This window comes from Solitalea canadensis DSM 3403 (assembly GCF_000242635.2).
GTDB classification, from domain to species: domain Bacteria; phylum Bacteroidota; class Bacteroidia; order Sphingobacteriales; family Sphingobacteriaceae; genus Solitalea; species Solitalea canadensis.
Genome location: NC_017770.1, coordinates 3,750,480 through 3,776,792 on the forward strand (window position 1 = coordinate 3,750,480; position 26,313 = coordinate 3,776,792).

General features: G+C 38.4%; 27 protein-coding genes, 2 tRNA genes and 1 pseudogene. 13 read left to right on the forward strand and 17 right to left on the reverse strand.

Going from position 1 to position 26,313, the window contains the following annotated elements:
• Positions 1–5: 5 nt before the first annotated feature.
• The 7 genes from SOLCA_RS15540 to SOLCA_RS15570 all read right to left on the reverse strand — a co-directional run bounded on the left by SOLCA_RS15540 (position 6) and on the right by SOLCA_RS15570 (position 6,065).
• Positions 6–1,286, reverse strand: coding sequence for an outer membrane beta-barrel protein (locus SOLCA_RS15540; protein WP_014681416.1), 1,281 nt, complete (start codon positions 1,284–1,286; stop codon positions 6–8).
• Complete coding sequence (locus SOLCA_RS15545; protein ID WP_014681417.1) at positions 1,270–1,839, reverse strand: RNA polymerase sigma factor; 570 nt, start codon at positions 1,837–1,839, stop codon at positions 1,270–1,272. Before SOLCA_RS15545 ends, SOLCA_RS15540 begins: the two co-directional genes overlap by 17 nt.
• 202 nt (positions 1,840–2,041) lie before the next feature.
• On the reverse strand, positions 2,042–2,482 hold the full coding sequence (locus SOLCA_RS15550; RefSeq protein ID WP_014681418.1) for a DUF5004 domain-containing protein: 441 nt from the start codon (positions 2,480–2,482) through the stop codon (positions 2,042–2,044).
• Positions 2,483–2,763: 281 nt separating this feature from the next.
• Entirely contained in the window at positions 2,764–4,182 is a 1,419-nt protein-coding gene (locus tag SOLCA_RS15555) for an NAD(P)(+) transhydrogenase (Re/Si-specific) subunit beta (RefSeq protein ID WP_014681419.1), read from the reverse strand.
• 62 nt (positions 4,183–4,244) lie between these two features.
• The gene (locus SOLCA_RS15560) at positions 4,245–4,553 is read right to left on the reverse strand and encodes an NAD(P) transhydrogenase subunit alpha (RefSeq protein ID WP_014681420.1); all 309 of its coding nucleotides are present in this window, start codon (positions 4,551–4,553) and stop codon (positions 4,245–4,247) included.
• A gap of 64 nt (positions 4,554–4,617) precedes the next feature.
• Positions 4,618–5,697, reverse strand: coding sequence for an NAD(P) transhydrogenase subunit alpha (locus SOLCA_RS15565; RefSeq protein WP_014681421.1), 1,080 nt, complete (start codon positions 5,695–5,697; stop codon positions 4,618–4,620).
• A 182-nt stretch (positions 5,698–5,879) separates the two neighbouring features.
• Positions 5,880–6,065: a hypothetical protein gene (locus SOLCA_RS15570; protein WP_157604588.1), complete on the reverse strand. Its 186-nt coding sequence runs from the start codon at positions 6,063–6,065 to the stop codon at positions 5,880–5,882.
• 87 nt (positions 6,066–6,152) lie between these two features.
• Between SOLCA_RS15570 and SOLCA_RS23500 the strand changes: the two genes are divergently transcribed.
• From SOLCA_RS23500 to SOLCA_RS15590, 4 genes and pseudogenes are all read left to right on the forward strand, one after another.
• Positions 6,153–6,521, forward strand: coding sequence for an ISAon1 family transposase N-terminal region protein (locus SOLCA_RS23500; protein ID WP_042479306.1), 369 nt, complete (start codon positions 6,153–6,155; stop codon positions 6,519–6,521).
• A gap of 31 nt (positions 6,522–6,552) precedes the next feature.
• A pseudogene (locus tag SOLCA_RS15580) lies at positions 6,553–7,488 on the forward strand (ISAon1 family transposase); the annotation flags it as partial.
• A 31-nt stretch (positions 7,489–7,519) separates the two neighbouring features.
• Positions 7,520–7,885 carry an ISAon1 family transposase N-terminal region protein gene (locus SOLCA_RS23505; protein WP_042479065.1) on the forward strand — a complete coding sequence of 122 codons (366 nt, stop codon included), beginning with the start codon at positions 7,520–7,522 and terminating at the stop codon, positions 7,883–7,885.
• A 10-nt stretch (positions 7,886–7,895) separates the two neighbouring features.
• Positions 7,896–8,849 carry an ISAon1 family transposase gene (locus SOLCA_RS15590; protein WP_042479364.1) on the forward strand — a complete coding sequence of 318 codons (954 nt, stop codon included), beginning with the start codon at positions 7,896–7,898 and terminating at the stop codon, positions 8,847–8,849.
• A gap of 165 nt (positions 8,850–9,014) precedes the next feature.
• Here SOLCA_RS15590 and SOLCA_RS15595 read toward each other — a convergent pair.
• Together SOLCA_RS15595 and SOLCA_RS15600 are read right to left on the reverse strand one after the other, a co-directional pair.
• Positions 9,015–9,090 (reverse strand) — tRNA-Met (locus SOLCA_RS15595).
• A 99-nt stretch (positions 9,091–9,189) separates the two neighbouring features.
• Positions 9,190–9,265, reverse strand: a tRNA-Met gene (locus SOLCA_RS15600).
• Positions 9,266–9,524: 259 nt separating this feature from the next.
• Between SOLCA_RS15600 and era the strand changes: the two genes are divergently transcribed.
• From era to SOLCA_RS15615, 3 genes are all read left to right on the forward strand, one after another.
• Positions 9,525–10,403, forward strand: coding sequence for a GTPase Era (era, locus tag SOLCA_RS15605; protein ID WP_014681424.1), 879 nt, complete (start codon positions 9,525–9,527; stop codon positions 10,401–10,403).
• Between the two features lie 148 nt (positions 10,404–10,551).
• Complete coding sequence (gene der, locus SOLCA_RS15610; protein WP_014681425.1) at positions 10,552–11,856, forward strand: ribosome biogenesis GTPase Der; 1,305 nt, start codon at positions 10,552–10,554, stop codon at positions 11,854–11,856.
• Positions 11,857–12,028: 172 nt separating this feature from the next.
• Positions 12,029–12,229 carry a PG1828 family lipoprotein gene (locus SOLCA_RS15615; RefSeq protein WP_014681426.1) on the forward strand — a complete coding sequence of 67 codons (201 nt, stop codon included), beginning with the start codon at positions 12,029–12,031 and terminating at the stop codon, positions 12,227–12,229.
• A gap of 67 nt (positions 12,230–12,296) precedes the next feature.
• Here SOLCA_RS15615 and SOLCA_RS15620 read toward each other — a convergent pair whose 3' ends face one another.
• Positions 12,297–13,934, reverse strand: a complete 1,638-nt coding sequence (locus SOLCA_RS15620) for a S41 family peptidase (protein ID WP_014681427.1) — start codon at positions 13,932–13,934, stop codon at positions 12,297–12,299.
• 200 nt (positions 13,935–14,134) lie between these two features.
• Here SOLCA_RS15620 and murQ point away from each other — a divergent pair, with 200 nt between their 5' ends.
• Both murQ and SOLCA_RS15630 read left to right on the forward strand, forming a co-directional pair.
• Positions 14,135–14,947 carry an N-acetylmuramic acid 6-phosphate etherase gene (murQ, locus tag SOLCA_RS15625; RefSeq protein ID WP_014681428.1) on the forward strand — a complete coding sequence of 271 codons (813 nt, stop codon included), beginning with the start codon at positions 14,135–14,137 and terminating at the stop codon, positions 14,945–14,947.
• 46 nt (positions 14,948–14,993) lie between these two features.
• Complete coding sequence (locus SOLCA_RS15630; protein WP_014681429.1) at positions 14,994–15,563, forward strand: hypothetical protein; 570 nt, start codon at positions 14,994–14,996, stop codon at positions 15,561–15,563.
• Positions 15,564–15,622: 59 nt separating this feature from the next.
• On the opposite strand, the gene SOLCA_RS15635 is transcribed toward SOLCA_RS15630, so the two are convergent.
• From SOLCA_RS15635 to SOLCA_RS15665, 7 genes are all read right to left on the reverse strand, one after another.
• Positions 15,623–15,967 carry a hypothetical protein gene (locus SOLCA_RS15635; protein WP_014681430.1) on the reverse strand — a complete coding sequence of 115 codons (345 nt, stop codon included), beginning with the start codon at positions 15,965–15,967 and terminating at the stop codon, positions 15,623–15,625.
• A 105-nt stretch (positions 15,968–16,072) separates the two neighbouring features.
• Positions 16,073–16,759 (reverse strand): phosphate signaling complex protein PhoU, encoded by a 687-nt coding sequence (phoU, locus tag SOLCA_RS15640; RefSeq protein WP_014681431.1) that lies wholly within the window; start codon positions 16,757–16,759, stop codon positions 16,073–16,075.
• Positions 16,760–16,860: 101 nt separating this feature from the next.
• A complete protein-coding gene (gene pstB / locus SOLCA_RS15645; protein ID WP_014681432.1) occupies positions 16,861–17,613 on the reverse strand; it encodes a phosphate ABC transporter ATP-binding protein PstB in 753 nt (250 codons plus the stop codon).
• A 47-nt stretch (positions 17,614–17,660) separates the two neighbouring features.
• Positions 17,661–18,518 carry a phosphate ABC transporter permease PstA gene (gene pstA / locus SOLCA_RS15650; RefSeq protein WP_014681433.1) on the reverse strand — a complete coding sequence of 286 codons (858 nt, stop codon included), beginning with the start codon at positions 18,516–18,518 and terminating at the stop codon, positions 17,661–17,663.
• Positions 18,511–19,389, reverse strand: coding sequence for a phosphate ABC transporter permease subunit PstC (gene pstC, locus SOLCA_RS15655; protein WP_014681434.1), 879 nt, complete (start codon positions 19,387–19,389; stop codon positions 18,511–18,513). Before pstC ends, pstA begins: the two co-directional genes overlap by 8 nt.
• Before the next feature lie 88 nt (positions 19,390–19,477).
• The gene (locus tag SOLCA_RS15660) at positions 19,478–20,485 is read right to left on the reverse strand and encodes a PstS family phosphate ABC transporter substrate-binding protein (protein ID WP_014681435.1); all 1,008 of its coding nucleotides are present in this window, start codon (positions 20,483–20,485) and stop codon (positions 19,478–19,480) included.
• Between the two features lie 158 nt (positions 20,486–20,643).
• Positions 20,644–21,420, reverse strand: a complete 777-nt coding sequence (locus SOLCA_RS15665) for a DeoR/GlpR family DNA-binding transcription regulator (protein ID WP_014681436.1) — start codon at positions 21,418–21,420, stop codon at positions 20,644–20,646.
• Between the two features lie 151 nt (positions 21,421–21,571).
• On the opposite strand from SOLCA_RS15665, the gene SOLCA_RS15670 reads away from it, so the two are divergent.
• Genes SOLCA_RS15670 through SOLCA_RS15685 form a run of 4 tightly spaced genes read left to right on the forward strand, consistent with a single transcriptional unit; the run spans position 21,572 to position 26,195 of the window.
• Complete coding sequence (locus tag SOLCA_RS15670) at positions 21,572–23,143, forward strand: glycerol-3-phosphate dehydrogenase/oxidase (protein ID WP_014681437.1); 1,572 nt, start codon at positions 21,572–21,574, stop codon at positions 23,141–23,143.
• An 18-nt stretch (positions 23,144–23,161) separates the two neighbouring features.
• Complete coding sequence (gene glpK / locus SOLCA_RS15675; RefSeq protein ID WP_014681438.1) at positions 23,162–24,661, forward strand: glycerol kinase GlpK; 1,500 nt, start codon at positions 23,162–23,164, stop codon at positions 24,659–24,661.
• A gap of 32 nt (positions 24,662–24,693) precedes the next feature.
• On the forward strand, positions 24,694–25,401 hold the full coding sequence (locus SOLCA_RS15680) for an MIP/aquaporin family protein (protein ID WP_014681439.1): 708 nt from the start codon (positions 24,694–24,696) through the stop codon (positions 25,399–25,401).
• A gap of 50 nt (positions 25,402–25,451) precedes the next feature.
• On the forward strand, positions 25,452–26,195 hold the full coding sequence (locus tag SOLCA_RS15685) for a hypothetical protein (RefSeq protein ID WP_014681440.1): 744 nt from the start codon (positions 25,452–25,454) through the stop codon (positions 26,193–26,195).
• The last annotated feature ends 118 nt before the right edge of the window (positions 26,196–26,313 follow it).

The window sequence follows — 26,313 nt, forward strand, 5'->3', positions numbered from 1 at the left end:
AGTTATCATTTGCCAAACGAAAACTTCAAATTTAAACCTGCAGAGGTCCATTTAATTTGCTCAGCACCTAATCCGCCCAGTGGATACTTTAGATAAGGTTCAACTGTTAACTTATTGTTTTTTAGATTATAATCAATCCCGAATGACATATTAAACGTACGGAACCAATCTATCCTTGAGAATAATTTGCCCGAATTATCCTCATTTTCAAATTCAGTTGTGGAGAATGCCATTGCCGATCCGTTTACGTTAGGCGATTGATACATCTGTGTATAAGACGCTTTATAGGAGTCTTCAATGTAAGAGTAACTACTCAATCCACCACTAACAAACCATGAATGCTTCTCTCCTGGAAAAACTACTTTAACATTTACCGGAAGATCAATGGCTAACATACTGGCTTTATAGTCATCCAATGTTCCCATTGAATATACAGTGCTCATTTTTGAAGATAATCGAGGAGGAAGTTGATTGTCATTTGCAAATGTCAACGACTGATGTCCTAAATTCAACCCTGTATTAATGTGTACATTAGAAGCAATAGGAATTTCCACGTCAAAACCTGCCTTGTAACCTAGCGTATTATTTTCAGCACCTTTTGAATAACTCATAAAAGATCCCGCTAAAAATCCTACATCAACGTTATCTTTTTTCTTTTTCCTGGTTTCTCCTGCAATGTATTCCTTTACATTATCTTCATTCCTTAATGTTTTTTGAGGAGCAGGGATGTTAGTTTTAATAGTTGTTAAGGTTAAGGCTGGTTGCCCCAAAACACCTTTTGACAGCCCGTTAAAATTGCCTTCCCGCTTTTGCAGTGCGACCAATTCTTCATCATATTTCAGTACTGGTTCTTCAACATGAGACGGAGCATAAGCAAAATTTACAACTGATTTAGGTTTCAGATCACTTGCATTGGGAGTCTTAACCTGCTCATTTATTGCAATTTCACCAAACGACTTCCCTATCGTAACAAGAGCACCTGTGTTTGCTTTAGGTTGCTTGATTACTGGTGTAGTTGTTGATGATTTTTCATTTTTAGTAACCATATGTTCTCCGCTATTCATTTTCTCCACATTTAATATATTGATATTAAAAGCAAAGAAGACAAATAATGCGGCAACAGCAGGCCCTAACCAATACCATAAAGGAATGATTTTACGTTTCTTCTCAGGTTCTGCTTGCTTTATAAGCAGCTTGTTCCAGCCTTCGAATGCATCGCAATCCTCGTAATTGTCGAAAACCTCACGGATATGCGCTGATAATTTTTCGTCAAACCGCTCTTCCATAACCCTTTGCTGTTAATTCGCCAACTAATTTTCTTAATTTATCTTTCGCTCGTGATAAGTATACACGAGAGCTACTCGATGTTATATTGAGTAATCCGGCTATTTCGTCATGTGAATAACCGTCAATTTCATACATATTGAACACCATTGATTGAAGCTCAGGAAGTCTGTTGAGCATGGAGAGAATATCCTTGTAACCTAATAAACTAATAGCATCAGCATCTGCCCAAACAGGTTCAGCTACCTCATCAATTGATTGTTCATTTTCAATTTTAAGCCACTTCCTTTTCCGATCGATGGATTGATTTACAACAATTTGTCGCAACCAAGGCTTAAATGAACGGTTGGGATCAAATAAATGGAATTTATCAAAAATCTTAATAAATGCATCGTTAACAACTTCAAGAGCATCATCACGATTGATACAATACCGCAATGCAACGCCCATTGCATATCCGTAAAAACGTTTATACAATAGTTCGTAACACCGCTTTTCTCCTTTGCAGCAACGTTCTATAATCTCTAAATCTGTTAACTTATCCAACTTAAGCATTATGCTTTAAAAGGTTTTTACCGTTCCTACCATTCATTATCAATTAAAAACCAGTCATTTTCGGTTGCAAAGAAACAAAGAGTTGAGCATACAGGCCAAATTAATTCACGCTTACAAATTCTACGTCGACCATTGGAGAGAAGATCTGCAGAAAGGGGACCTGTATTACTCAACCTTTGTTCTGTTTACAACTAATCGAAATTTATTTTACCGGACTATATAACATATAGCCTTTTTTTCCGGCATGTATTAAAACTGTATTATTTTTAATCTCGTACAGAGCTCCTGCTTTTAGGAAAACCAATGACAGGCTATCTTTAACCGACACAACTGTTTTGTCTGTTGCAATTTGACCTGCAGTTAACTTATAGTTGCCGTCCATTTTATAGGATCCAGTCATGGTTACACTTTCAGGTTTTCCTGTAAATGCTGCAAGACTCTTAGCTTTATCAAAATTGATTGACAACGTACTTTTGTCAAGTTTTGTTGTTGCCGAATCTTTTCCGGTTTTATCAAAGTGATGTAGTTCAACTAATTTCCAGGAACCAGTAGGCACCTGAACAATTGGTTGAGGATCATCATTATCACTGCACGATGCAAATGAAATTGCCATCATTATTAAGGCTACAAATTTAGTCTTCATGTTTTTTTACTTTTAAATTCTGATTGATTTTTCCGGAAGAACCGGAGAGAGCACCAACCTGTCGACAGAAGGCTTGTAGCTGTTAATATGACTCCGCGAAAGTATATCAACCGTTACATTAGATATTACGGAGCTAAAAAGTTAAATGCTACAGTTGGTATGAAAAAAATTAAAAGCCACGATGATTTAATGGCTCAGGAAGACATAAAAAAGGTCAGCCTTATCAGCTGACCTCAAATTTAGTTATATAAAGTGTATTGAAATTGGGTTCAAAGAATAATCTACATATTTTTAAGCTCACTTACCAGTTGTTGTAGCACCGCTTTTGCATCGCCGAACAACATAGAGGTTTTAGGCTGGAAGAACAAAGCATTTTCGATTCCGGCATAGCCAGGTTTCATACTTCTCTTATTGACTACCACAAGCTTGGCATCTTCAACCTCAAGGATAGGCATGCCATAAATAGGTGATGATGGATCTTTTTTGGCCGCAGGGTTTACGACATCGTTCGCTCCCAACACCAAAACAACATCAGTGGTCTTAAACTCCTCATTAGCCTGTTCCATTTCCATCAACTTATCGTATTCAACATCTGCTTCAGCAAGCAATACATTCATATGCCCTGGCATACGGCCAGCTACTGGGTGTATCGCATAAACCACATTTACTCCTCTTGATACTAATGTTCGTTCCAATTCATGGCAAACGTGTTGAGCCTGAGCTACTGCTAAACCATATCCCGGAACAATGATCACTTTTTGAGCATAGTTCATTGCAACGGCAGTATCACTAATACTTATTTCCTTATAAGTACCACCAACTTCACTATTTCCATTGGAAGTTTTCTTTGCACCAAAAGAACCGATTAATACATTTTTAAGGCTTCGGTTCATGGCCTTACACATCAAAATTGTTAACAAAGTTCCCGCCGCACCTACTAAGATCCCTCCGGTAAGCATTACCTTGTTATCATATAAAAAACCACCACACGCAGCCGCTATCCCGGTAAATGAGTTCAGCAATGATATTACTACTGGCATATCAGCTCCACCTATTGGCAAAACAAATAGCATCCCATAGATAAATGCCAGAGCAAGTAAAACATAGAACAAGTAAAAATTGGAAGCGTTTAGATTAAAAATCAGATAAATGCATAAAGTGAAAATCACCAGCAACAACCCAATATTAACAAAGTGCTGACCATTAAATGAATAATCTTTTAACCGACCATTAAGTTTCGCCCAAGCTATTACACTCCCGGTAAAGGAAACAGATCCGATAATCAGCCCTAAGAAAATGATTAATAACAGTCCGTGTGGGACCTGCGTTGTCTGTTCTGAAACAGAGAATAATGTATGTTTTAAATGATCAAACTCAATTATTGAAATAAGAGCAGCACAGGCACCTCCTACGCCATTGAATAAACTAACCATTTCGGGCATGGCAGTCATTTTTACTTTTTTGGCAGCCAGCATTCCAACTACACTACCTATAATAATTGCACTAAAGATCCATACGTAATTATGAAGAGGATTTCCTTCCGCATCTTTATAAAAGAAAATAGTGCCTAAGATGGCCAGCGTCATTCCAATGGCTGCTACTATATTCCCTTTTCTTGCTGTCAACGGATGTGACAGCATTTTTAAGCCCATAATAAAGTTGACAGACGCTATTATATATATAAGAACTAATATTTGCATGTTGATTTAGTTAAATTGAATTCATGATTCGGACAAAAGACAATGTTTTTTCGCATCGATAACTATTTCTTCTTTTTAAACATTTCCAGCATCCGATCCGTAACTACAAATCCGCCGACCACATTTATAGCTCCTAATACAACGGCTAAAAACCCTAACCCAAGTGCCAGGTAATTATCGGGCTCTGCTTTACCCATAACTATTATTGCACCTATTATAACCACCCCATGAATGGCATTTGCTCCGCTCATAAGAGGTGTATGTAGCACACTTGGTACTCGTCCGATCACTTCAATCCCTAAAAAGATCATCAACACTAAAATGTAGATATACTGTTCATAGGATGAAATGAATGAAAGCACTGTTTCCATATAATTTAATTGACAGATTTATTGTATAACTATTCCTCGAGCTAACACTCTTCAGAAATAATCCTTATTGTTTTTTTGATATACAGGTTGCATTAACAATATCGTCTTCAAAATTTAAAGCGATCTCCCCTTCAGGTGTTAATACCAACTGTAAGAAATTAAGAAGATTTTTGCCATAGAGCTTACTGGCATCGAAAGGCATTGTTGAAGCCAAGTTGCTATTGCCAACAATTATCACTCCTTTATGCAAAATGGTTTCTTCATTTTTAGTAACCGCTGTATTTCCACCAGTAGCAGCTGCAAGATCAATGATTACAGATCCTGTACGCATCTTATCCAGCATATCTTCAGTAATTAAAACTGGTGCTTTTTTACCTGGAATTTGGGCGGTGGTAATTACCACATCCGCCTTTTGAATGGAATTTGCAATGAGTTCCTGTTGACGTCTTTTATATTCTTCGGTTTGTTCAACTGCATAGCCTCCGGCTTTAGATGCATCAGCGGCACCGTCTACTTCTACAAATTTGCCTCCTAAACTCATCACCTCCTCTTTAACGGCAGGTCTTGTATCGAAAACCTCCACAACAGCCCCCAGCCTTCGCGCTGTGGCTATAGCCTGTAACCCAGCAACCCCTGCCCCTATTATCAGCATTTTAGCAGGAGGAATACTTCCGGCAGCAGTCATAAACATTGGGAAATAACGAGGATACAATTGAGCTGCTAGTAAAACAGCTTTATATCCGGCTATATTTGCCTGACTACTTAACACATCCATACTCTGCGCCCTGGTTGTACGCGGAATGGCATCAAGACTAAATAATGTTATTGATTTTGATTGGCATTGTTGAACCCATTCTGCATTAAACAATGGCTGAAATACGCCTGCCAGAATAGTTCCTTCTTTTATATCACCGCTTGGGATTGGGTGAATGGAAAAAATTAGGGAAGCTTTTAGTAGTGCCTCCTCCCGGCTAACTATCTCTGCCCCCTTCTGAACATAATCTTCATCGGTTGCAAAGGCATTTAATCCGGCATTGTGCTCTACCAACACCTTTATGTTTTTTTCCGTAAGTACCTCAACCTGTTCAGGTAACAAGGATACTCGTTTCTCGGTGGAAGACTCCTTCAGTATTGATACAATCATGAGATGAAATACGAAGTTTTCTTAAGATAAAAAAACGATTTATATCATAAAAGTTATTTTGAAGAAGTTTTTATTTTATTCTTTAAATAAGGCTTTAGGAGTTAATGAATTAGAAAATTTATTCCTGAATGTTTTCAATTGAAGTGCCTGGCGGCAACAAATGTTGTACGGTTTCAATGTATTCAGGTCCAGCATATTTTGGCAATCGATTTTTCCCACCAATTATCAGTATGCCAGGAAATATCAAAGGTAACAGACCGGTATTTTTCGTCAACCTCTCCGATCTTATCAGTAAAATACTTAAAATCTTCAAACTCTTTAAGAGAATTCGCATTTAAAAGCACCTCAATACCCTTTCTATCTCTCATTTCATAGTCAGCTTCCCACATTGTGGCAGAATACGGATCAACCCGAAAAGTTGGGGGCTTGAATTAAATTATTTTCTTTGCAGTTCCATGCAAGATTTTAGCGTAGCCCAATTAATACTGCCGGAGGGAATGTTAGATTATTTTCTCCTTAGCGATATAGAACAAACTGACGAGCATATTTATATTTCGTTAACCGAAAAAAACACTAAACCGGAACAGTACGGCTCTGAGCATTTGGAATCTAAAGGATTCTTTGATCCAATTAAGGTTCAAGACTTTCCATTACGGACAAAAACGGTTTATCTACTCATTAAACGAAGAAAATGGTTGAATCATAGCACAGGGAACATTGTTTACAGGGATTGGGAGCTGGTTGCCAAAGGAACCCGAATTACCAAGGAATTCGGGGCTTTTTTAAAAGCATTGGCTCGATACTCAGCCAGTCAGCGCCAATAGTGTTGGGACTTATTTCAAAGTAGATGGCAAACAACTGGAAGAACACTACCGCTGTCATCTAAGTCATTACCATAGCTGGGATCAACGGGAACATGCCCAGGACTGGATTTTATTTGAGCATAATGTGGGGCCTTGTTTGAGCATTGATGAAACAGCTCTTTCTCAGGGTGAACTTTATACGATCATTACCAATAAAGCGGCCAAGGGTCGAAAAGGAGCATTGATAGCCATGGTAAAGGGAACCAACAGTGATAAAGTCAGGGCTGTGCTGGAAAAGATTCCTGTCCGCAAGCGTAACCAGGTCATCGAGGTGACCTTGGACATGGCTGCCAGCATGGAAAAGATTGTCCGTTATTCTTTTCCTAAGGCCAGTCTGGTAACAGATCGGTTTCATGTTCAGAAATTAGCTTACGATGCCGTTCAGGAAATGCGGATTCAGTACCGGTGGGAAGCTATCGAACAGGAAAACCAAGAGATTGCTTTAAGCAGGGAACTGGGACGAAAATACATTCCTGACCTGCTTGAAAATGGAGACACTCTGAAACAATTACTGGCCCGCAGTAGATACCTGCTATTTAAAACACGTTCCTCTTGGACTCCCTCTCAGGAACATCGTGCAGAACTGTTGTTTAAGTACTATCCGCTATTGGAACAAGCCTATGAGTTGTCCATGCAGTTGGGTAAGATCTTTCATTCCACTAAAGATAAAGGCATTGCTTTTACGCGACTAGCCCGATGGTATGACCAAGTGGAAAAAGCCGGATTTAAATCCTTTAATGTGGTGGCCCGGTCTATTCAGGCTCACTACCTGACCATCCTGAATTACTTCGATAACAGGAGCACCAATGCCGCTGCCGAATCTTTTAATGCCAAGATAAAGGCATTCAGATCTGCTTTCAGAGGTGTAAAGAATGTCAGTTACTTTCTTTTCAGGGAACAGGAACAAAAGTTGTGGAGTTTAGGCTAAAAGCTGATTTTTGTGGATCAAAAAAAGAATAATGCACGATTCCTTTCAAGCCCTTCTTCACTTGGTTATTCCCGAAGGTGTTTCAGATTATTTCAAACTGGTTGACCATAAAACGCAGGCCAACTCCATTCATATTTACCTGGAAGAACTCAATAGTATTCCCCTGGAGTACCAGTCCAACCGGCTGCAATCCAAAGGTTTTTTCGATGAAGTGATTTTACAGGATTTTCCCCTCCGTGGCCGGGAGGTGTTCTTGCACGTGAAGCGTCGCCGATGGCTGAATTTAGATAGCAATAAAGTGGTTTTCCGTAACTGGGAGGTAGTGGCCAAGGGAACGCGAATCACCCAGGATTTTGCCGCTTTTTTAAAAGCTATCAGCCGATACCAAGGCACATAGCCTGCAAACGATCGGTTCATTTTATGGTGTTAACGGAAAGAAACTACAGCGCTATTATCGGGATAAACTCAGTGACTACTCCCTTTGGGAACACAAAGAGAATGCTCGCAAGGGACTTGTTTTTGAACAGAATATGGGACCTTTTCTATCGATTGATGAAACCTCGCTGTCTCACGGAGAACTCTATACGGTGGTGACCAACAAGCAAGCAAAAGGGAAGGCAGGAACTTTAGTGGCCATTATGGAAGGCACCAAGTCGGAAACGATCATCCCTTTGCTGCAAAAGCTATCGCTGAAACAACGCAATAAGGTACAGGAAATAACCCTGGACCTGGCGGGCAACATGAGCCTGATTGCCAAGAAGTGTTTTCCCAATGCCACCCGGGTGATCGATCGGTTTCATGTGCAGCAGTTGGCCACAGAAGCCTTGCAGGAGATAAGAATTAAATACCGCTGGCAAGCAATCGATGCAGAAAATCAAGCAATAGAAGATGCTAAAACAGCCCAAGTAACCTACTGCCCTCCGGTTCTCTCCAATGGAGATACGCTCAAGCAGCTGCTGGCCAGAAGCAGGTACCTCTTGTATAAAAAAGAGGATAACTGGACTGCCGAACAGGCCCAGAGGGCCGGCCTGTTATTTGAAAAATACCCCGATCTAAGAAAAGCCTATGAACTCACTCAAAAACTATCCTGGATCTTTAGTACTACCACAGATAAATTATATGCTTTTGCAAGATTGGCCAAATGGAACGAACTGGTGGAACAATCGGGATTCAAGTCTTTCAATACCCTCTCCAGAACAATTATTAATCACCATCAACACATTCTTAACTACTTTGATAACAAAAGCACCAATGCTTCTGCCGAATCGTTCAATGCCAAGATCAAAGCGTTCAGAGCTCAATACAGGGGTGTGGGAAATGTGAATTTTTTCCTTTTCAGGCTGGCTAAATTATATGCTTAGTCCACAGATTTTGGACCTGATCCCTTTTCAGACTTTCTAATATCTATGCTTAAGCCCCCAACTTTTCGGGTTGATCCATAATTTATCAATCTGTGGAAATATTATCTGAAGGTATAACAAACAAAAAAAGGAAACAATTTTATAATTGTTTCCTTTTTTTGTTTTTGGTAGCGGGAACCAGACTCGAACTGATGACCTTCGGGTTATGAGCCCGACGAGCTACCAACTGCTCCATCCCGCACTGTATTGTATTGAAAAGATTTGCTTGGTCATAACTCCTTTCGGTAAAGAAATGCAAATCTAAAAATTAAAGGCCGACGACTTGTCGACCTTTGATCTTTGGTAGCGGGGACCAGACTCGAACTGATGACCTTCGGGTTATGAGCCCGACGAGCTACCAACTGCTCCACCCCGCACTATTTTTATTTCAGGGATTTTCTATTTGCGATCATAACTCGCTATCCCCTTTTGGGACTGCAAAGATAGGAATGATTATTTAATCACCAAAAATTATTTTAAAAATATTTCAAACCGTATCTTTGCCGAAACTTTTGCTTAACTCTTTACAATTGTAACACAAATAATTGCATCGTTTTAAGCTGATCACCTTTCAGATTATATAGGCTAAAACTTCTTAAATGTAGTTTTCTATTGATCTGAACTTAAATTAACTAAATGGAACACAAAGCAGGTTTTGTAAGTATTGTAGGTAAACCAAATGCCGGCAAGTCAACCCTAATGAACATTCTGGTGGGTGAACGTATGTCGATTATTACGCATAAAGCGCAAACTACCCGTCACCGTATCATCGGAATTATCAATGACGAGGACACCCAGATCATTTTTTCTGACACTCCTGGAATGATCCAACCTAAATATGGCTTACAAAAGTCAATGATGTCGGCTGTAAATGAATCCTTTTTAGATGCCGACGTACTTTTGGTTGTAACCGACATCAATGAAAAGCATGATGAAGCTGACTTAATAGAAAAAGTAAAAAAATATGAAGGTCCGGTTGCTGTATTGATCAATAAAGTTGATCAGTCTAACCAAGAACTGGTAACTGCAAAATTCGAATACTGGCAAAAAGAATTAAATCCGGCTGCTATTATTCCTATTTCAGCATTAAAGGAATTTAATATTGATGCGATTACTTCCTTCATTCGCGCCAATTTACCTGTTCACCCTCCTTATTACGACAAAGAGGAGTTAACCGACAGAAGTGAGCGTTTCTTCGTATCTGAGATCATTCGTGAACAGATATTTAAATGTTGCGAAAAAGAAGTGCCTTATAGCTCTGAAGTTGTAATCGTTTCGTTTAAAGAAGGTGAAGATATAGATCGTATCAGTGCTGAAATTATTGTTGAACGCGAAACTCAGAAGGCTATTATTATAGGTAAAGGCGGATTGATGTTAAAGAAAATCGCTTCTGCGGCCCGTTATGATATAGAACTGTTTTTACAGAAAAAAGTATTTCTTGAGGTCTTTGTTAAAGTGCTGGACGACTGGCGCAATAAAGACAACTACTTAAAAAGATTCGGATACGAATCTTAATATACTGATGGATATAAATTGATCTACTGATTATAGCAGCCAAGATTGAATTATACCCATCCTATTGTTGAACTATAAAGTTCAGAACTGTTAAATTTAATGAATTAGCAATAAGAGAATTGCTGATTGAACACCTGATTTTAAAAAAATGAGCAATATTGTAGCTATAGTTGGTCGCCCGAATGTAGGCAAGTCCACCTTATTTAATCGTTTAACCGAAACCCGCAAAGCCATTGTTGACGATATGAGCGGCGTAACCCGCGACCGTCATTATGGAAAAGCTGAATGGTTAGGACGTGAGTTTATCGTGATCGACACCGGAGGTTATGTGGCCAACTCCGAAGATGTTTTTGAAACAGCCATCCGTGAGCAGGTAATGATCGCTATTGAAGAAGCATCCGTTATCATTTTTATGGTTGATGTAACTACTGGCGTAACTGACTTGGAAGATGACGTGGCAAACATTCTTCGCCGCTCTAAAAAGCCGGTTTTTGTAGTTGCCAACAAAGTAGATAATACCAAACTGGTTCACGAATCAGCTGTATTTTATTCATTTGGATTAGGCGAAGTGTACAATCTTTCTTCAATGACAGGAAGCGGTACTGGAGAATTATTGGATGACATTATAGCCAAATTCGAACCTGATGCTGAAGACACCACAAGTGATTTACCTAAATTCGCAATCGTTGGTCGTCCAAATGTGGGAAAATCGTCCATTATTAACGCCTTTTTAGGTCACGACCGTAACATTGTTACTCCAATTGCAGGAACAACACGAGATTCAATCCATATCCATTACAAACAGTTTGGTCATGAATTCATGTTAATCGATACTGCTGGTCTTCGCAAGAAAACCAAAGTAAAGGAAAACATTGAATTCTACTCAGTTATGCGTACCATCAAAGCTTTGGAAGAAGCAGATGTTTGTATTTTGATGGTGGATGCCACTGCAGGCATTGAATCTCAGGATATTAATATTTTCCATCTAGCAGAAAAAAACAGAAAAGGTATTGTATTGCTGATCAACAAATGGGACCTGATCGCCAAGGATCATAAAACCATGAAGCAGTTTGAGGAAGCAATTAAACAAAAAATAGCTCCTTTTACTGACGTGCCTATTGTTTTTACTTCAGTAACGGAGAAACAACGCATTTTCAAAGCAATTGAGGTTGCACAAGAAGTGTATACTAACAAAACCAAGAAAATACCTACTTCAAAACTTAATGATGTAATGCTGGAAGTGATTGAACACTATCCACCACCATCAACAAAAGGTAAACACATTAAGATAAAATACATTACGCAACTGCCGGGCTCAGCTCCTACTTTTGCGTTCTTCTGTAATTTACCTCAGTATATTAAAGAACCTTACAAGCGTTACTTAGAGAACAAACTTCGTGAGAACTTTGATTTTACAGGTGTTCCGGTAACGATCTATTTCAGACAGAAATAATCACCCTTAAAAAAATAACCATGGCTTTAGCTTAAAACAGATTTAAGTTAAAGCCATTTTTTTGCTTAAAAAGCCCCTATAATCAAAAAAATATAAATTTAATTATTTGCTTATTAAGTTTATTAATATTTATCTTTGCCCCCGTTAAAAAATCTAACAAGTAAGAAAACACATGAAAAAAGTATTTGCATTAATGTTAGCTGCTGGTATGTTCGCAGTAGTTGCTTGCGGTGAAGGTAAAAAAGCTGAAGGTTCTGCTGATTCAGTTGCTGTTGATTCTGCTCAATCTGCAACTGTTGATTCATTAGCTAATTCAGTAGACTCTACTAAAGCTGTTGACTCTGCTGCTGTTGATACAGCTGCTAAAAAATAATTTTAGCTTAATAAAAAATGAAAGGCTATCCAATTGGATAGCCTTTCATTTTTTATAGCACTACTGTTTACTTAGCCGAAACATTTCCGGCCACAGTTTGCACCGTATTACTTATCGACCTTAAAACTACCTGGTCGTTGCTATTTATTACTTTATAAAAGCCCTCATCTTTCCAGTACCTTCGGGCAATTAAAGCTTTTATCTGTTGCTTTATTAAGCCTTTACTTCTTTTTAAATCAGTATCATTTACATTGATCTTCTGTTCGCGCGCCAACTTCATTAGCTCTTTCACATCATTATCAGCTATTTCAAAGCTTTTCACAAAATCTTCCAAAGAGGTGTAGGATTTCAGCATACTATAATTCTTCTCCATATAATCATAGGCATAATCAACCACTAATCCCTTGTAGGAAATATAATTGTACAAAGCTGAGCCAGCAGAAGTATCAACTGGAATAAAATTATCTGGCATAATTCCGCCGCCGCCAAATAAAGTCTTTCCTGATGGTGTTATGTACTTTGGTGCATTAACAAATGCAATCTTGTTACTATCTGCATTAAACAGTTCTCCATGCTTTAAACGCTCATCCACTTCATTCTTATAACTCTCAATCCCTGCCGAGTATGACTTTTGAATACAACGGCCAAGTGGGGTATAATAACGTGCTACGGTCAACCGCAATGCCGAACCATCAGGAAATAATACCTGATCCTGAACTAAGCCTTTACCGAATGAGCGGCGACCAATGATAGTAGCTCGTTCAGTATCTTGTAAAGCACCCGCAACAATTTCACTGGCAGAAGCTGAATTTTCATCAATAAGAACTACCAGGTTTCCTTTTTCGAATTCTCCCGAACCTGTCGCAAAATATTCTTCTTTAGCCTGCTTACGTCCTTGCGTATAAACGATCAACTGTCCATTTGGCAAAAATTCGTCAGCAATAGCGATCGCTGCCCTTAAGTAGCCTCCTCCATTTCCACGTAAGTCGAGCACCAGACTTTTTAAGCCTTGTTGCTCCAACTTTTCCATTGACTTCAAAAATTCTTTATGAGTAGTAGCAGCGAAACGGGCAATCTTAATATAACCTGTTTGCTCATTAAGCATGTAAGAGGTTTCAATACTATTGTACGGAACCTTTCCACGGGTAATACTAAACTGTTGCAACGCAGCTTGTCCGTAGCGCTTGATGCCTAAATTTACGGTTGTACCGGAAGGACCTCTTAAAACCTTGAATATATCTGCATTGGAGGCTTTTACAATGCTCTTTTCATTCACATTGACAATCTTATCTCCGGCTATTAAACCAGCTTCAGCAGATGGACCATCAGGCACTACATTCACAATTAGCAATGTATCTTTCAGCATGTGAAATTCTATGCCTATTCCGTCAAAATTGCCATCTAAAGATTCCGACAGTATCTTATATTCATCCGGGGTTACATATTGCGAATGTGGGTCGAGCCTTGACATTACAGCTTCGATCGATTGTTGCTCTACTTTATCGATATCAACCGTGTCAACATACCTGTCTTGAATTACTTGTAAGATCCGACTCATTTTATCTACAGACCTTGCACTGAAAGGGAAACTAAAGTTGAGGTCAGATGTAGAGGTATCGCCCATTCTAGACCCCACAACCATCCCTCCAGCCATCATTAAGGCTGCAATCAACGCAATTCGGGCATTATTTTTAGTAGCGCTCATTTATAATTAATAATCTGCAATATTAATACAATTAATATTCCGCTATTGTTCTTTAAAAAAAACAATCCGTAACAATGCATTTACTGAATTGATTAAGAAAATGTTGTATACTTTTAGTAAATAAATAACGTTTCAACACTATTTTTCATTATGATTTAAGTGTTGCAATACAGAACTTTGCAGTTAAGATATTTTCTTGTATGCACAGAACAACTGAATCCGATTCAAAATATGAACATTTAGAAAAAATGTCAGTTCTTGAATTATTGAAAAACATAAATAATGAAGATAAATTAGTTCCTCTTGCTGTGGAAAAGACAATTCCGGCAATTGAAACTTTAGTTATGGCAATTGTTGAACGACTGCAAAATGGTGGTCGTCTATTTTATATTGGTGCAGGAACAAGCGGCCGCCTTGGTGTTGTTGATGCATCTGAATGCCCTCCCACCTTTGGTGTTCCCCATGGCTTAGTGGTTGGTATAATTGCAGGCGGTGATACAGCAATTCGTAAAGCTGTGGAATTTGCGGAAGACAATGAACAACAAGCGTGGATTGATTTGCAACAACACGACATCAACGAAAAAGATTGTGTTATTGGAATCGCAGCTTCGGGAACCACTCCATACGTTATTGGAGGATTGCAACAAGCTAATAAAAAAGGACTACTTACTGGCTGCGTTGTTTGTAATGGCGGCAGTCCGGTAGCGGCAGAAGCACGGTATCCGGTTGAAGTAATTGTAGGCCCTGAGTTTTTAACCGGATCAACCCGTATGAAATCCGGAACGGCTCAAAAATTGGTACTGAATATGATATCTACTTCGGTGATGATCAAATTAGGAAGAGTCAAAGGCAACAAAATGATCGATATGCAGTTAAGTAATCATAAACTTGTTGACCGTGGTATCAGAATGGTAATGGAAGCAACCGGTGTTGATCAAACGTTGGCTGCAAAATTACTTGAAGAGTGCGGCAGCGTAAGAAAGGCTGTTGAGCATTTTGAGAAAAAAGATTGATCGAAAACTATTCGTTCATCACTCTGTATTATTTTTTATTTAAATCATGCACGAATTAGAACCATATTATAACTGGCGGGATTATTATGTTGCTTCGGAAGACAAGTTATCACCGTTCTATAATCGTGAGTATAGCGAGTTTTATTTCGATAAAACAGTTTATAATTATTACATCCATCCTCAATGGGATTTTTTTGGATCTAACACCTTATACCTGAAAGTCTTGTTTGCTGATTATACTGCAGGCTATGGCATCATTGAGTTTATTGGCGAATGGAATGATTGTATTAACAATGACATCATGCTCTTAAAACGTGAAGTACTGGAAGACATGATGGCTGAAGGAATTAATAAATTCATCCTGATTGGCGAAAATGTACTTAATTTTCATGGTTCTGACGATTCTTATTACGAGGAATGGTATCAGGAAGTAGAAGACGGATGGATAGCACTTATTAATTTCCGTGAGCATGTTTTACAGGAAATGGTTAGCAATAATCTTGATTATTACTTGAATTTGGGAGGTGAACTTGATGAATTAGGATGGCGTACGCTAAAACCAATGCAGCTTTTTAAAAAAGTAGATAATATGATGACGAAAAGGTTAGGGATGTAATTTACACCCTATTCTTTTCAACCATTAGTTTTACCAGAATTACCCATGATCGTCATGAATTACTCTTCCACTCTTTTTAACTCTTCTCCATCAACAGTCATTTTCCAAACACCTTCTTCTTCATGAGGAGGATTTGTAACCTTGAAAGTAGTTGTTATACCTAGTGCTCCTACTTCGAAATCATTTCCAATGAACTTCTGGAGTGGGCCAGATACACTTTTAGATGTCCCTCCTTCAATCCTCTCGTACTGAACACTTCCATCCTTAGTAATAACCAGTTCCATTGATAACGATTTCCACCTGCCAACATAATTCATTTTATCTGACGGGATACCGGGACTTTTTAAATTACAGGCCGTGATCAAAAACATAGAAATCAACAAAAGTAGAATGTGATTTTTCATGATGATAAATGGTTAGTACTCAAGAATACATAATTATTTTCAATAAAAAAGGTCCGCACTCACTTGCAGACCTTAAATCATACTATTTTTATTGGCAAGCAACGATTATTCATCGTCATTATCCATTAAGCTGGCCTTTTTTCCATGTTTCAACACTTTGGCTTCAAGGAAGAAAATGATCTCTTCAGCAATGTTAGTAACATGATCACCAACGCGTTCAAGCTTGCGAATGATAGTCATCAGGAACAATGCCTGTTTAACATTATGAGGATTTTTGCCAATATAATCAGCAATCAGGTCCGTCGCTTGCTTGTTGATAGCATCTAAGATACTGTCCATGCTAAATACCGTACGAGCAAGCTTTGCATTTCGTTCAGCATAAGCGCGATTAGAGGCACTCAGCATCAGCTTAACAGTTTCAGCCATTTCGTAAAAACGACATTCTTCCAAAAGATTCTTATCAAACCCCTTTTCAAAATCGATCACATAATGAGCAATACCTTCGGCGTTATCACCAATACGCTCCAGATTATAATTGATTTTTAAAGTGGCAAAAACAAAACGCATATCCTGCGCAAACGGATTTAATAAAGTGAATATATTCTCACAATCCTTGTCAATCTTTAACTCATAAGCATTTACGCGCTTTTCATTAAAAACCACCTCTCTTGCTAATCCTTTATCTTCGTCTACCAATGAAGCAATACATTTCTCAATTTGGCCTTCAACCAAACTTGCCATATCGTTCATCTGGTAAAATAATTTCTGTAGTTCTTCTTCTAAGTGTGTCATAGTTGCTTCCTCCGAAGAGTGATATGCATAATGTAATTAATAAACCCTAAATATGGTATAAAATAATGACGAAATCCACTTTGTCTGTCAATCCTTTTACATCAACCAAATCTACCCGTTACGTAATTTTGAGTAGCCTCTTTAGCCGGATTAGTGAACATAGTTGATGTTTCATCATATTCAATTAATTCACCCAAGTAAAAGAAAGCTGTTTTATCACTAATACGCGCAGCTTGTTGCATATTATGCGTTACAATTACAATCGTGTATTTGTGTTTAAGTTCGTGTATAAGTTCTTCAATTTTTGCAGTCGAAATTGGATCAAGTGCCGATGCGGGTTCGTCCATCAGGATAACAGAAGGCTCAACCGCCAATGTTCTTGCAATACACAAACGTTGTTGTTGTCCACCAGATAAAGCTAATGCTGATTTCTTAAGATCATCCTTAACCTCATCCCATAAAGCTGCCTGACGCAAGGAACGTTCAACGGTTTCATCAATAAACTTCTTATGAGTAATACCGTTAATTCTTAATCCGTACGCAACATTCTCGTAAATAGATTTTGGAAATGGATTGGGTTTCTGGAATACCATTCCTATCTTTTTACGGTGATCCACTACGTTGATTTTATTTTTATAAATATCACGACCGTCAATAAGTATTTCACCTTCCACTCTACAATTATCGATCAAATCGTTCATACGATTAAAACAACGCAAAAATGTTGATTTACCACAACCCGACGGACCAATAAAGGCGGTAACACTGTTGGCTTTAATACCCATGCTAATGCCTTTTAATGCGTGCTTTTCGCCGTAATACAAATTGACGTCTTTAGCTTCTAATTTATTCATGTATATTCAATTTGGCTAATAGCTATTGGCTATTAGCTATTGGCTATTTAATATTTTATTCTTCTATTATGGCGATTACGTAAAAATACGGCGATGCCATTTAATATGAAAACAAACAATAACAAGATGATAATTGCAGCCGCTGCATTCACAACAAATCCTTGTTGTGGTCTGCTCGTCCAGTTAAAGATCTGGATAGGCAGTACCGTAAACTGATCCATTGGCGATTTAGGAGCAAAGGGTACATAAACCAAGGCACCAACAACAATTAGTGGAGCAGTTTCTCCTACAGCCCTTGAAACGGCCAGAATCATACCTGTTAAAATACTTCCGAAACTTGCCGGAAGCACAATACGGCTAATTGTCTGCCAACGAGTAGCACCTAATCCTGTCGATGCTTCACGCAATGAGTTAGGAACAGCCTTAACAGCCTCACGGGTAGCAACGATAATAACCGGTAATACCAATAAGGAAAGCGTTAAACTCGCAGCCAAAATACTATTACCTAATGCAAGCAAACGACCAAATAATTCTAATCCGAGAATACCGTAAATGATAGAAGGCACACCTGCAAGGTTAGCAATATTGATTTCAATAAATTTGGCAAACCGATTCTTTTTGCCGTACTCTTCCAGATATACACCTGCTCCAATTCCAATTGGAAATGAAATTAACAACGTTAATGTTACTACCCAGATCATTCCTAACAAAGCGGTATAGATACCGGCTTTGCCTGGTCTGCGTGAAGGGAGGTTAGTAATAAAATCCCAGTTGATACGTGTTAAACCAACGGAAATAATGTTGTACAACAGCAAGCCTAAAACAATAAGACCAACAGATGTACAGACAAGCGCAAACACTTTAAAAGTATTGTCTTTCAGCTCATTCTTACGCGCGTTATTCATATTTCTGCTGAAATTTACGTTTCATCCAAAACGAAATATTGTTCAGGATAAAGGTTAAACCAAATAATGTAATACCTGCCGCAAATATTGATCGGAACTCAATTGAGTTTTGAGGGACATCACCCATGCTCACCTGTACGATATAAGTAGTAATCGTTTCAACCGAGTTCAATGGATTGAAGGTAAGCTTTGGCTCCTGCCCTGCTGCAACGGCAACGATCATTGTTTCTCCAATCGCCCGAGATATAGCAAGGATCACGGAAACAATTACACCGGAAGAAGCCGCAGGCAGCATAACTTTAAAAGCTGTTTGCAAACGGGTGGATCCCATTCCATAAGCAGCCTCTCGTAAAGAATTTGGTACCGCACTTAAAGCATCCTCACTCATCGACGATACATACGGAATAATCATAACTCCCATTACTAAACCAGCCGACAATGCATTAAAACCGCCTAAGGATGGAATAAATGTTTGTAGAATTGGAGTAATAAATGTGAGCGCAAAAAAACCATATACTACTGTCGGTATAGCAGCTAATATTTCTAATAAAGGCTTAATAAATGCTTTAAAGCGTTTATCAGCATATTCATTTAAATAAATAGCAATGGTTAACCCTAGCGGAAGAGCCACTAAAATAGCTATCAAGGTGGTTAATAAAGTTCCTGAAACCAAGGGCAAAATCCCGAACTTCTTATTGGCAAACAACGGGGTCCATTCAGTACCGGTAAAAAACTCAACAATTGAAACATCCTTAAAAAACTGGAATGTTTCAATTGTTAATATGATAATAATCCCTAATGTGGTTAAGACAGTGATGGAACTGCAAAAGAACAGTATTCCTTCAATGATCTTTTCTTTGATTTTTTGCATTTATGGTGATAGTTCAGAGATGATAGTTTATAGCTAATTAGTTAAGTTATTCAACATCAATAATTAGCTATAAACTGAGAACTTAATCTTATTTTCCTTCTTCCAGTTTAAGAAGATCAGACATTTTAGTACCTACAATTGATTTACCATTGGCAAACATAGTACCTGTTACTTTTTTAGTAAAACGTTCTTCGGCTAACTTATATTCAGCATCACCCAATGGAACGTAGCCAATTTCTTTGGCTAATTTCCCTGCATTCTGAATGTAAAACTTCACGAAATCCTGCACTTCTTTACGCTCTGCAGATTTTGCGTTTACATAGATAAATTCTGGACGAGATAATGGCTGATAGGTTCCGTTTCCTACCGTTTCCTGACTAGGAGCAATCGGACCATTTCCGTTATCAACTGGAATTAGTTTTAACTTATCAATATTTTGTTCGTAATAAGCTAAACCAAAATAAGCCAATCCGTTTTTATCATTAGAAACACCTTGTACTAACACGTTATCATCCTCACTAGCTGTATAATCACCACGTGAAGCTCCTTTTTTACCACAAATTGCTTCGGTAAAATAATCGTAAGTACCTGATGCTGTTCCTGCACCGTATAATTTAATTGGTTCTTTCGGAAAAGAAGAGCGAATTTGATCCCATGTTTTAACAGTACCTTGTGCAGCTGGTTCCCAAAGTTTTTTCAACTCTGCCACTGTTAAATGATCTATAAAAGTATTTTGCTTACTTACAACTACTGCTAAACCATCGAAAGCAACGGGAATTTCAATAAAGTTAATGCCTGCTTTGGTACAAGCCTCTATTTCTTCTACAGTAATCGGACGAGATGCATCACTAATGTCAATTTCATTTCTGGAGAATTTCTTGAAACCACCGCCAGTTCCTGATTCACCAACTGTTACGTTAACATTTGGTTGGATCGCCCTGAATTCTTCAGCTACTGCTTCCGAAACAGGATAAACGGTACTTGAGCCATCAATTTTAATAGCTCCGGTTGCACTTTCCGTTTTATTCGTTTTTTGTCCACCGCCACAAGAGCTTAAAAATGCTGCTGTTGCGATTAAAAGAAAAATCTTTCTCATAATTACTTCTTTGGATAGAATATATTTCGGATACAAAGAAGAAAGAATTACATTACTTGAACATTAATCTAATGTTAAGTAAATGTTAAGTAACATTTCTTTAACAATTTATTCACTTTAACACTGATAAACAAGTAATTAAAAAAGAAAAAAACAGACTAGATATTTACAATTGTTAATTCAACTCCTGCATCTTCAATTTGTCCGGCTGTTCTGGGATTAATATTACTATCGGTAATAATGTGATCTATATCTGAGAAATCGCAAATCTTACCAAAACCACGCTTACCAAATTTCGATGAATCGGTTAAAACAATTGTCTTCTGCGCAGCCATAATCATGTGCTGATTTACATGAGCCTCTAAAATATTACTGGTTGTACAACCATATTCAAGGTCGATTCCATCTACGCCTAAAAATAACTTACTGGCCGAAAATTGTTTTAAAATATACTCAGCAAATGGACCAGTAACTGAGGTTGACGTTTTACGAATAATTCCGCCAAGTTGTATTACTTCAATATTATCCTTCTTAAGTAAAGCCATGGCAACGTTCAACGCTGAGGTAAGCACTGTTAAGCGATCCTTGGGTTCTACCACTTGGGCAAGTTGCAAAATGGTAGTACCTGACGCAAATATCACCGCATCTTTAGGCTCAATTAACTCAGCAGCCTTCAACGCAATCCGTTTCTTTTCATCAGCAGAAAGAAACTCTTTTTCTTCCACATGCTTGTCTTGTGTATAAGGACTCGAAACACATATCCGCCCATGTGTTTTATATAAAAGTTTCTTACTTTCTAAATATTCCAAATCCTTTCTAATTGTTACCATTGAAACATTTAGCTCGTTGCTAATATCTATCACCTTAAGCTCACCCTCTTTCCTAAGTTTATTTAAGATAAAAGTGTGTCTTTGGGTCTGTGAAAGCTTATCCATACCAATTCTTTGTGCAACTAAGATAATTCTTTTATTGCTTTCTGCTTCTTTTTTATAGCCTGCAAAACATGATATAAATCATATAAAAAATAACTATTAAAAACATACATTTGTTTCTAATTATTTCTAATTGTTACTTTTTATTGCGGATATGAAAAAAAGAAATGCATTAATTGATCAACTTGAGCAGGAAGAAATTTGGGATATAGTGATAGTTGGCGGAGGCGCAACCGGTTTGGGAATTGCTCTCGACGCTGTTACACGAGGCTATAAGACCCTATTGCTTGAGCAACATGATTTTGCCAAAGGAACTTCAAGTCGCAGTACTAAATTAGTACACGGCGGAGTTCGATACATGGCACAAGGCGATCTTGCTTTGGTTAAAGAAGCTTGCTTTGAACGTGGCCTTCTACTAAAAAACGCTCCACATTTAGTAAAGAACCAATCATTTGTAATTCCCAATTATTCATATTGGAATAATCTGAAATACACCATTGGTTTAAAATTCTACGATTTCCTCGCCGGAAAACTAAGCTTAGGAAAATCGGAATACATAAATAAGGCTGAAACAAAAAATCTTTTGCCTACCATAAAAACAGAAGGATTAAAAGGAGGCGTAAGGTATCACGACGGCCAGTTTGACGATTCGCGCCTGGCGGTAAACATTGCACAATCGGCTATTGAAAATAATGCTTGTTTATTGAACTACTTCAAAGTTAAAGGTTTATTAAAGTCTGAAACCGGACAAGTTGCGGGTGTTGTAGCTCAAGACATTGAAACCAATAAATCGTATGAAATAAAAGCAAAGTCGGTTATTAACGCTACAGGAGTATTTGTGGATGATGTATTATTAATGGATAAACCTGAAGCACGGAGAATTGTACGTCCAAGTCAGGGAATTCACTTAATGCTCGACAAAAAATTCCTTCCCGGAAACGATGCCTTGATGATTCCTGAAACCAGCGACGGACGGGTATTGTTTGCAGTTCCATGGCACGATAAATTAGTGGTAGGTACCACTGACACTTTACGTGATCATCCGGAACTAGAACCCCATGCATTGGAAGAAGAAATCAACTTTATTCTAAATACTGCAGCTGCTTATTTAGTTAATAAACCTCAACGATCTGACGTTTTATCTGTATTTGTTGGACTTAGACCTCTTGCTGCCGTTGAAGGAAACAACCAAAGCACTAAAGAAATATCAAGAAGCCATAAAATCATTGTTTCATCCAGTAAACTCATCACTATTACCGGAGGAAAATGGACAACCTACAGAAGAATGGCCCAGGATACCCTTGAAAAGGCTATTAAACTCGATCTTTTACCTAATCGTCCATGTGTTACTCAAAATTTTAAGATACATGGATATAAGGAAAAAGTAGACAGAACGGATCCGCTTTATATTTATGGTTCTGACAAGGATGCGCTTTTACAGCTTAGCCATACCGAGAGAGAACTTTCTGAAAAGCTACATCCAGCCCATCCTCATCTAAAAGCAGAAGTTGTATGGTGTGTTAGGAATGAATTTGCGAGAACTGTTGAAGATATATTATCACGAAGAGTTCGGTTACTATTTCTTGATGCAAGGGCAGCCGTTGAAGCAGCCCCAACCGTTGCTCGTCTAATAGCTAATGAATTAAATAAGGATGAAAACTGGATCAATCAGCAAATAGCAGACTTTACAGCTTTAGCCAAAGAATACATACTACCAAACAAATAAAGTTTAACCAAGAAAATTATGAATACACAAAAGTTTATCCTTGCCTTAGATCAAGGCACAACAAGCTCACGTGCAATTATTTTCAACCATCAGGGCGAAATCGTGAGCCTTTCACAAAAACCATTTGAACAAATTTTCCCACAACCGGGGTGGGTTGAGCATGATGCCAACGAAATCTGGTATACACAATCTTCGGTTGCTGCAGAAGCTATTGCCAAATACGATCTCACAGGTGAAAATATAGCAGCAATAGGCATCACGAACCAACGTGAGACAACTATCGTTTGGGACCGTCAAACAGGTATTCCCCTTTACAATGCCATCGTTTGGCAAGACAGAAGAACATCAAGATACTGTGATGACCTTAAAGCACAAGGCCTTGAGAAAATGATCAAAGACAAAACCGGGTTAGTTATCGACGCTTATTTCTCTGGAACTAAGGTAAAATGGATACTCGACAATGTGAAAGGGGCCCGTGAACGGGCAGAGAATGGGGAGCTCTGTTTCGGAACCATTGACAGTTGGCTGGTATGGAAGTTTACACGAGGAAAAATGCACATCACAGATGTTTCAAATGCGAGCCGTACGCTACTTTTCAATATCAATACAATGGAGTGGGACAAGGAATTGCTTGAATTATTTAACATTCCTGAAAGTATGTTGCCTGAGGTAAAACAAAGCTCAGAAATATACGGAGAAACCTCTACTACCCTGTTTGCTTCAAAAATTCCGATTGCAGGTATTGCAGGAGATCAGCAAGCTGCATTATTTGGTCAAATGTGTGTTCATAAAGGCGATACCAAAAATACGTATGGGACTGGTTGTTTTATGTTGATGAACACTGGAGATAAACCTGTTCAATCTAAAAACAGTCTGCTAACAACAGTTGCATGGAAAATAAACGATAAAGTAACCTATGCACTAGAAGGTAGTGTATTTGTTGGGGGAGCTGTTATTCAATGGCTTCGTGATGGATTAGAGATCATTAAAAAATCAAGTGACAGTGAGGCTCTTGCCCTTTCTGTTGAGGACAATGGAGGCGTTTATTTTGTCCCTGCCTTAACAGGATTAGGTGCTCCTTACTGGGATCAATACGCAAGAGGAGCCATTTTAGGTATCACTCGCGGAACAAACAACGGTCATATTGCAAGAGCGGCTTTAGAAAGTATTGCATTCCAGGTTTATGAATTATTAAGAGCAATGGAATCTGATTCGGGACAAAAATCGACCGGACTTAAAGTGGATGGTGGTGCAGCCAACAATGACCTGCTGATGCAATTCCAGGCCGACATCTTTGGCAGTGCCGTTATTCGTCCGAAAACACTTGAAACAACCGCTTTAGGAGCTGCATATCTTGCAGGACTTGCTGTTGGCTATTGGTCAGATATTGATGAGATCAAAAACCAATGGGCAGTTGACAAACGATTTGAACCTGCTATTAATGATGAGAAAGCTGTTGAATTATTAAAATACTGGAAAAAAGCAGTTACCAAATCCTTAAGCTGGATTGAAGACTAATATCAAAAACTAACACAACCAAAAATAGTATTATGTCAAATTTTATTTCTGAATTTATTGGCACTGCTGTGCTTATTCTTCTGGGGGGAGGAGTTGTTGCTAATGTTGTTTTAAACAAAACAAAGGGCAATAGTTCCGGTTGGATTGTTATTACGGCGGGTTGGGCATTTGCCGTATTCTGTGGAGTTATTGTTTCTATGCCAAGCGGCGCTCATTTAAATCCGGCAGTGTCTTTATGTTTAGCCATTGCAGGCAAATTTTCATGGGCAAGCATGGCAACTTACATAACAGCCCAGCTTTTTGGAGCCATGACCGGAGCCTTTCTTGTGTGGCTTACTTACAAAGATCATTTTGACCAATCGGATGCAGGTTCTCAACTTGCCGTTTTCAGCACTGGACCCGCAATTAAAAATCCAATCCTGAATTTAATAAGTGAGGTCATAGGAACTTTTGTTTTAACATTTGTGATCTTATGGTTTGGTACTGGAGCCAATGTGCAAGGATTAGCAGCATTAGGTCCATTACCTGTATCCATACTCGTTTGGGCAATTGGCTTATCATTGGGTGGAACTACCGGATATGCCATTAACCCCGCCCGCGATTTAGGTCCACGTATTATGCACGCCATACTTCCGATGAAAAACAAAGGATCATCTGATTGGCAGTATGCCTTAATTCCCGTTGCAGGACCTTTAATTGGCGGTGCATTAGCTGCTATTATTTTTAATTGTGTACAATAACTATCCCACATCTACCCGAAAAACACCATTAAAATTAACGCTCATGTTTTATGAAAAAACTATTTATTACTCTCTTTTCGCTTGTTGCATTTGCGACAAGCTCTTACGCGCAATCTGAATACAAACCAGTTGATTTTACTTTACAATTAAAGAATATGCACTTATGGCGTGGTTACACAGTTACCAATACGCCAATGACTGCTGTTGACTTACATTACAATTCAAAAAACGAACATTTTAGTGCAGGAGTTTGGGGAGGAGCAGGTTTTACAGGTGATTACAAAGAATTCGATTATTACCTCTCTTATCAAAACAAAGGATTTAATATAGCGCTTTGGGATATTTACAACTTCTCGACAGGAGCAACTTATAACAACTCCGAATTTTTCAATTATAAAGCAGGAGAAACTGGTCATTTTATCGACTTAACTGTTGGTTATAAATTCCAGGGAAGTTTTCCATTGAGCATGTCGTGGAGTACAATCCTTTACGGAAGGGACAGAGGAAGCCAAAATCAGCAAAATTTATATTCGACTTTTGTTCAGCTAGGTTATCCAGTGATGAAAAGCGACATCGTCAATATTGATGTTTTTGCAGCAGGCGCCTTTGCCTTAAATCCTGAAGATGGATCTAAAGCCAACTTTTACGGTTCAAAAAGTAACCTGGTCAGCTTAGGATTTACTGCATCGAAAACCCTGAAAATCGGCAATTTTAGCCTTCCTGTTTCAGTTATGCCAATGTGGAACCCAGAACTAAACCAGGGAAACATTCAATTCGCAGTTAACTTATTCTAGTTTCATAAGTTATTTATAGCACGCAAAGCCGCTAAGACGCAAAGTATTATACTTTTATGCCTTAGCGGCTTCTTCGTATCTATGTCAAAATCACGCAAAGTCACTAAGAGCACAAAGT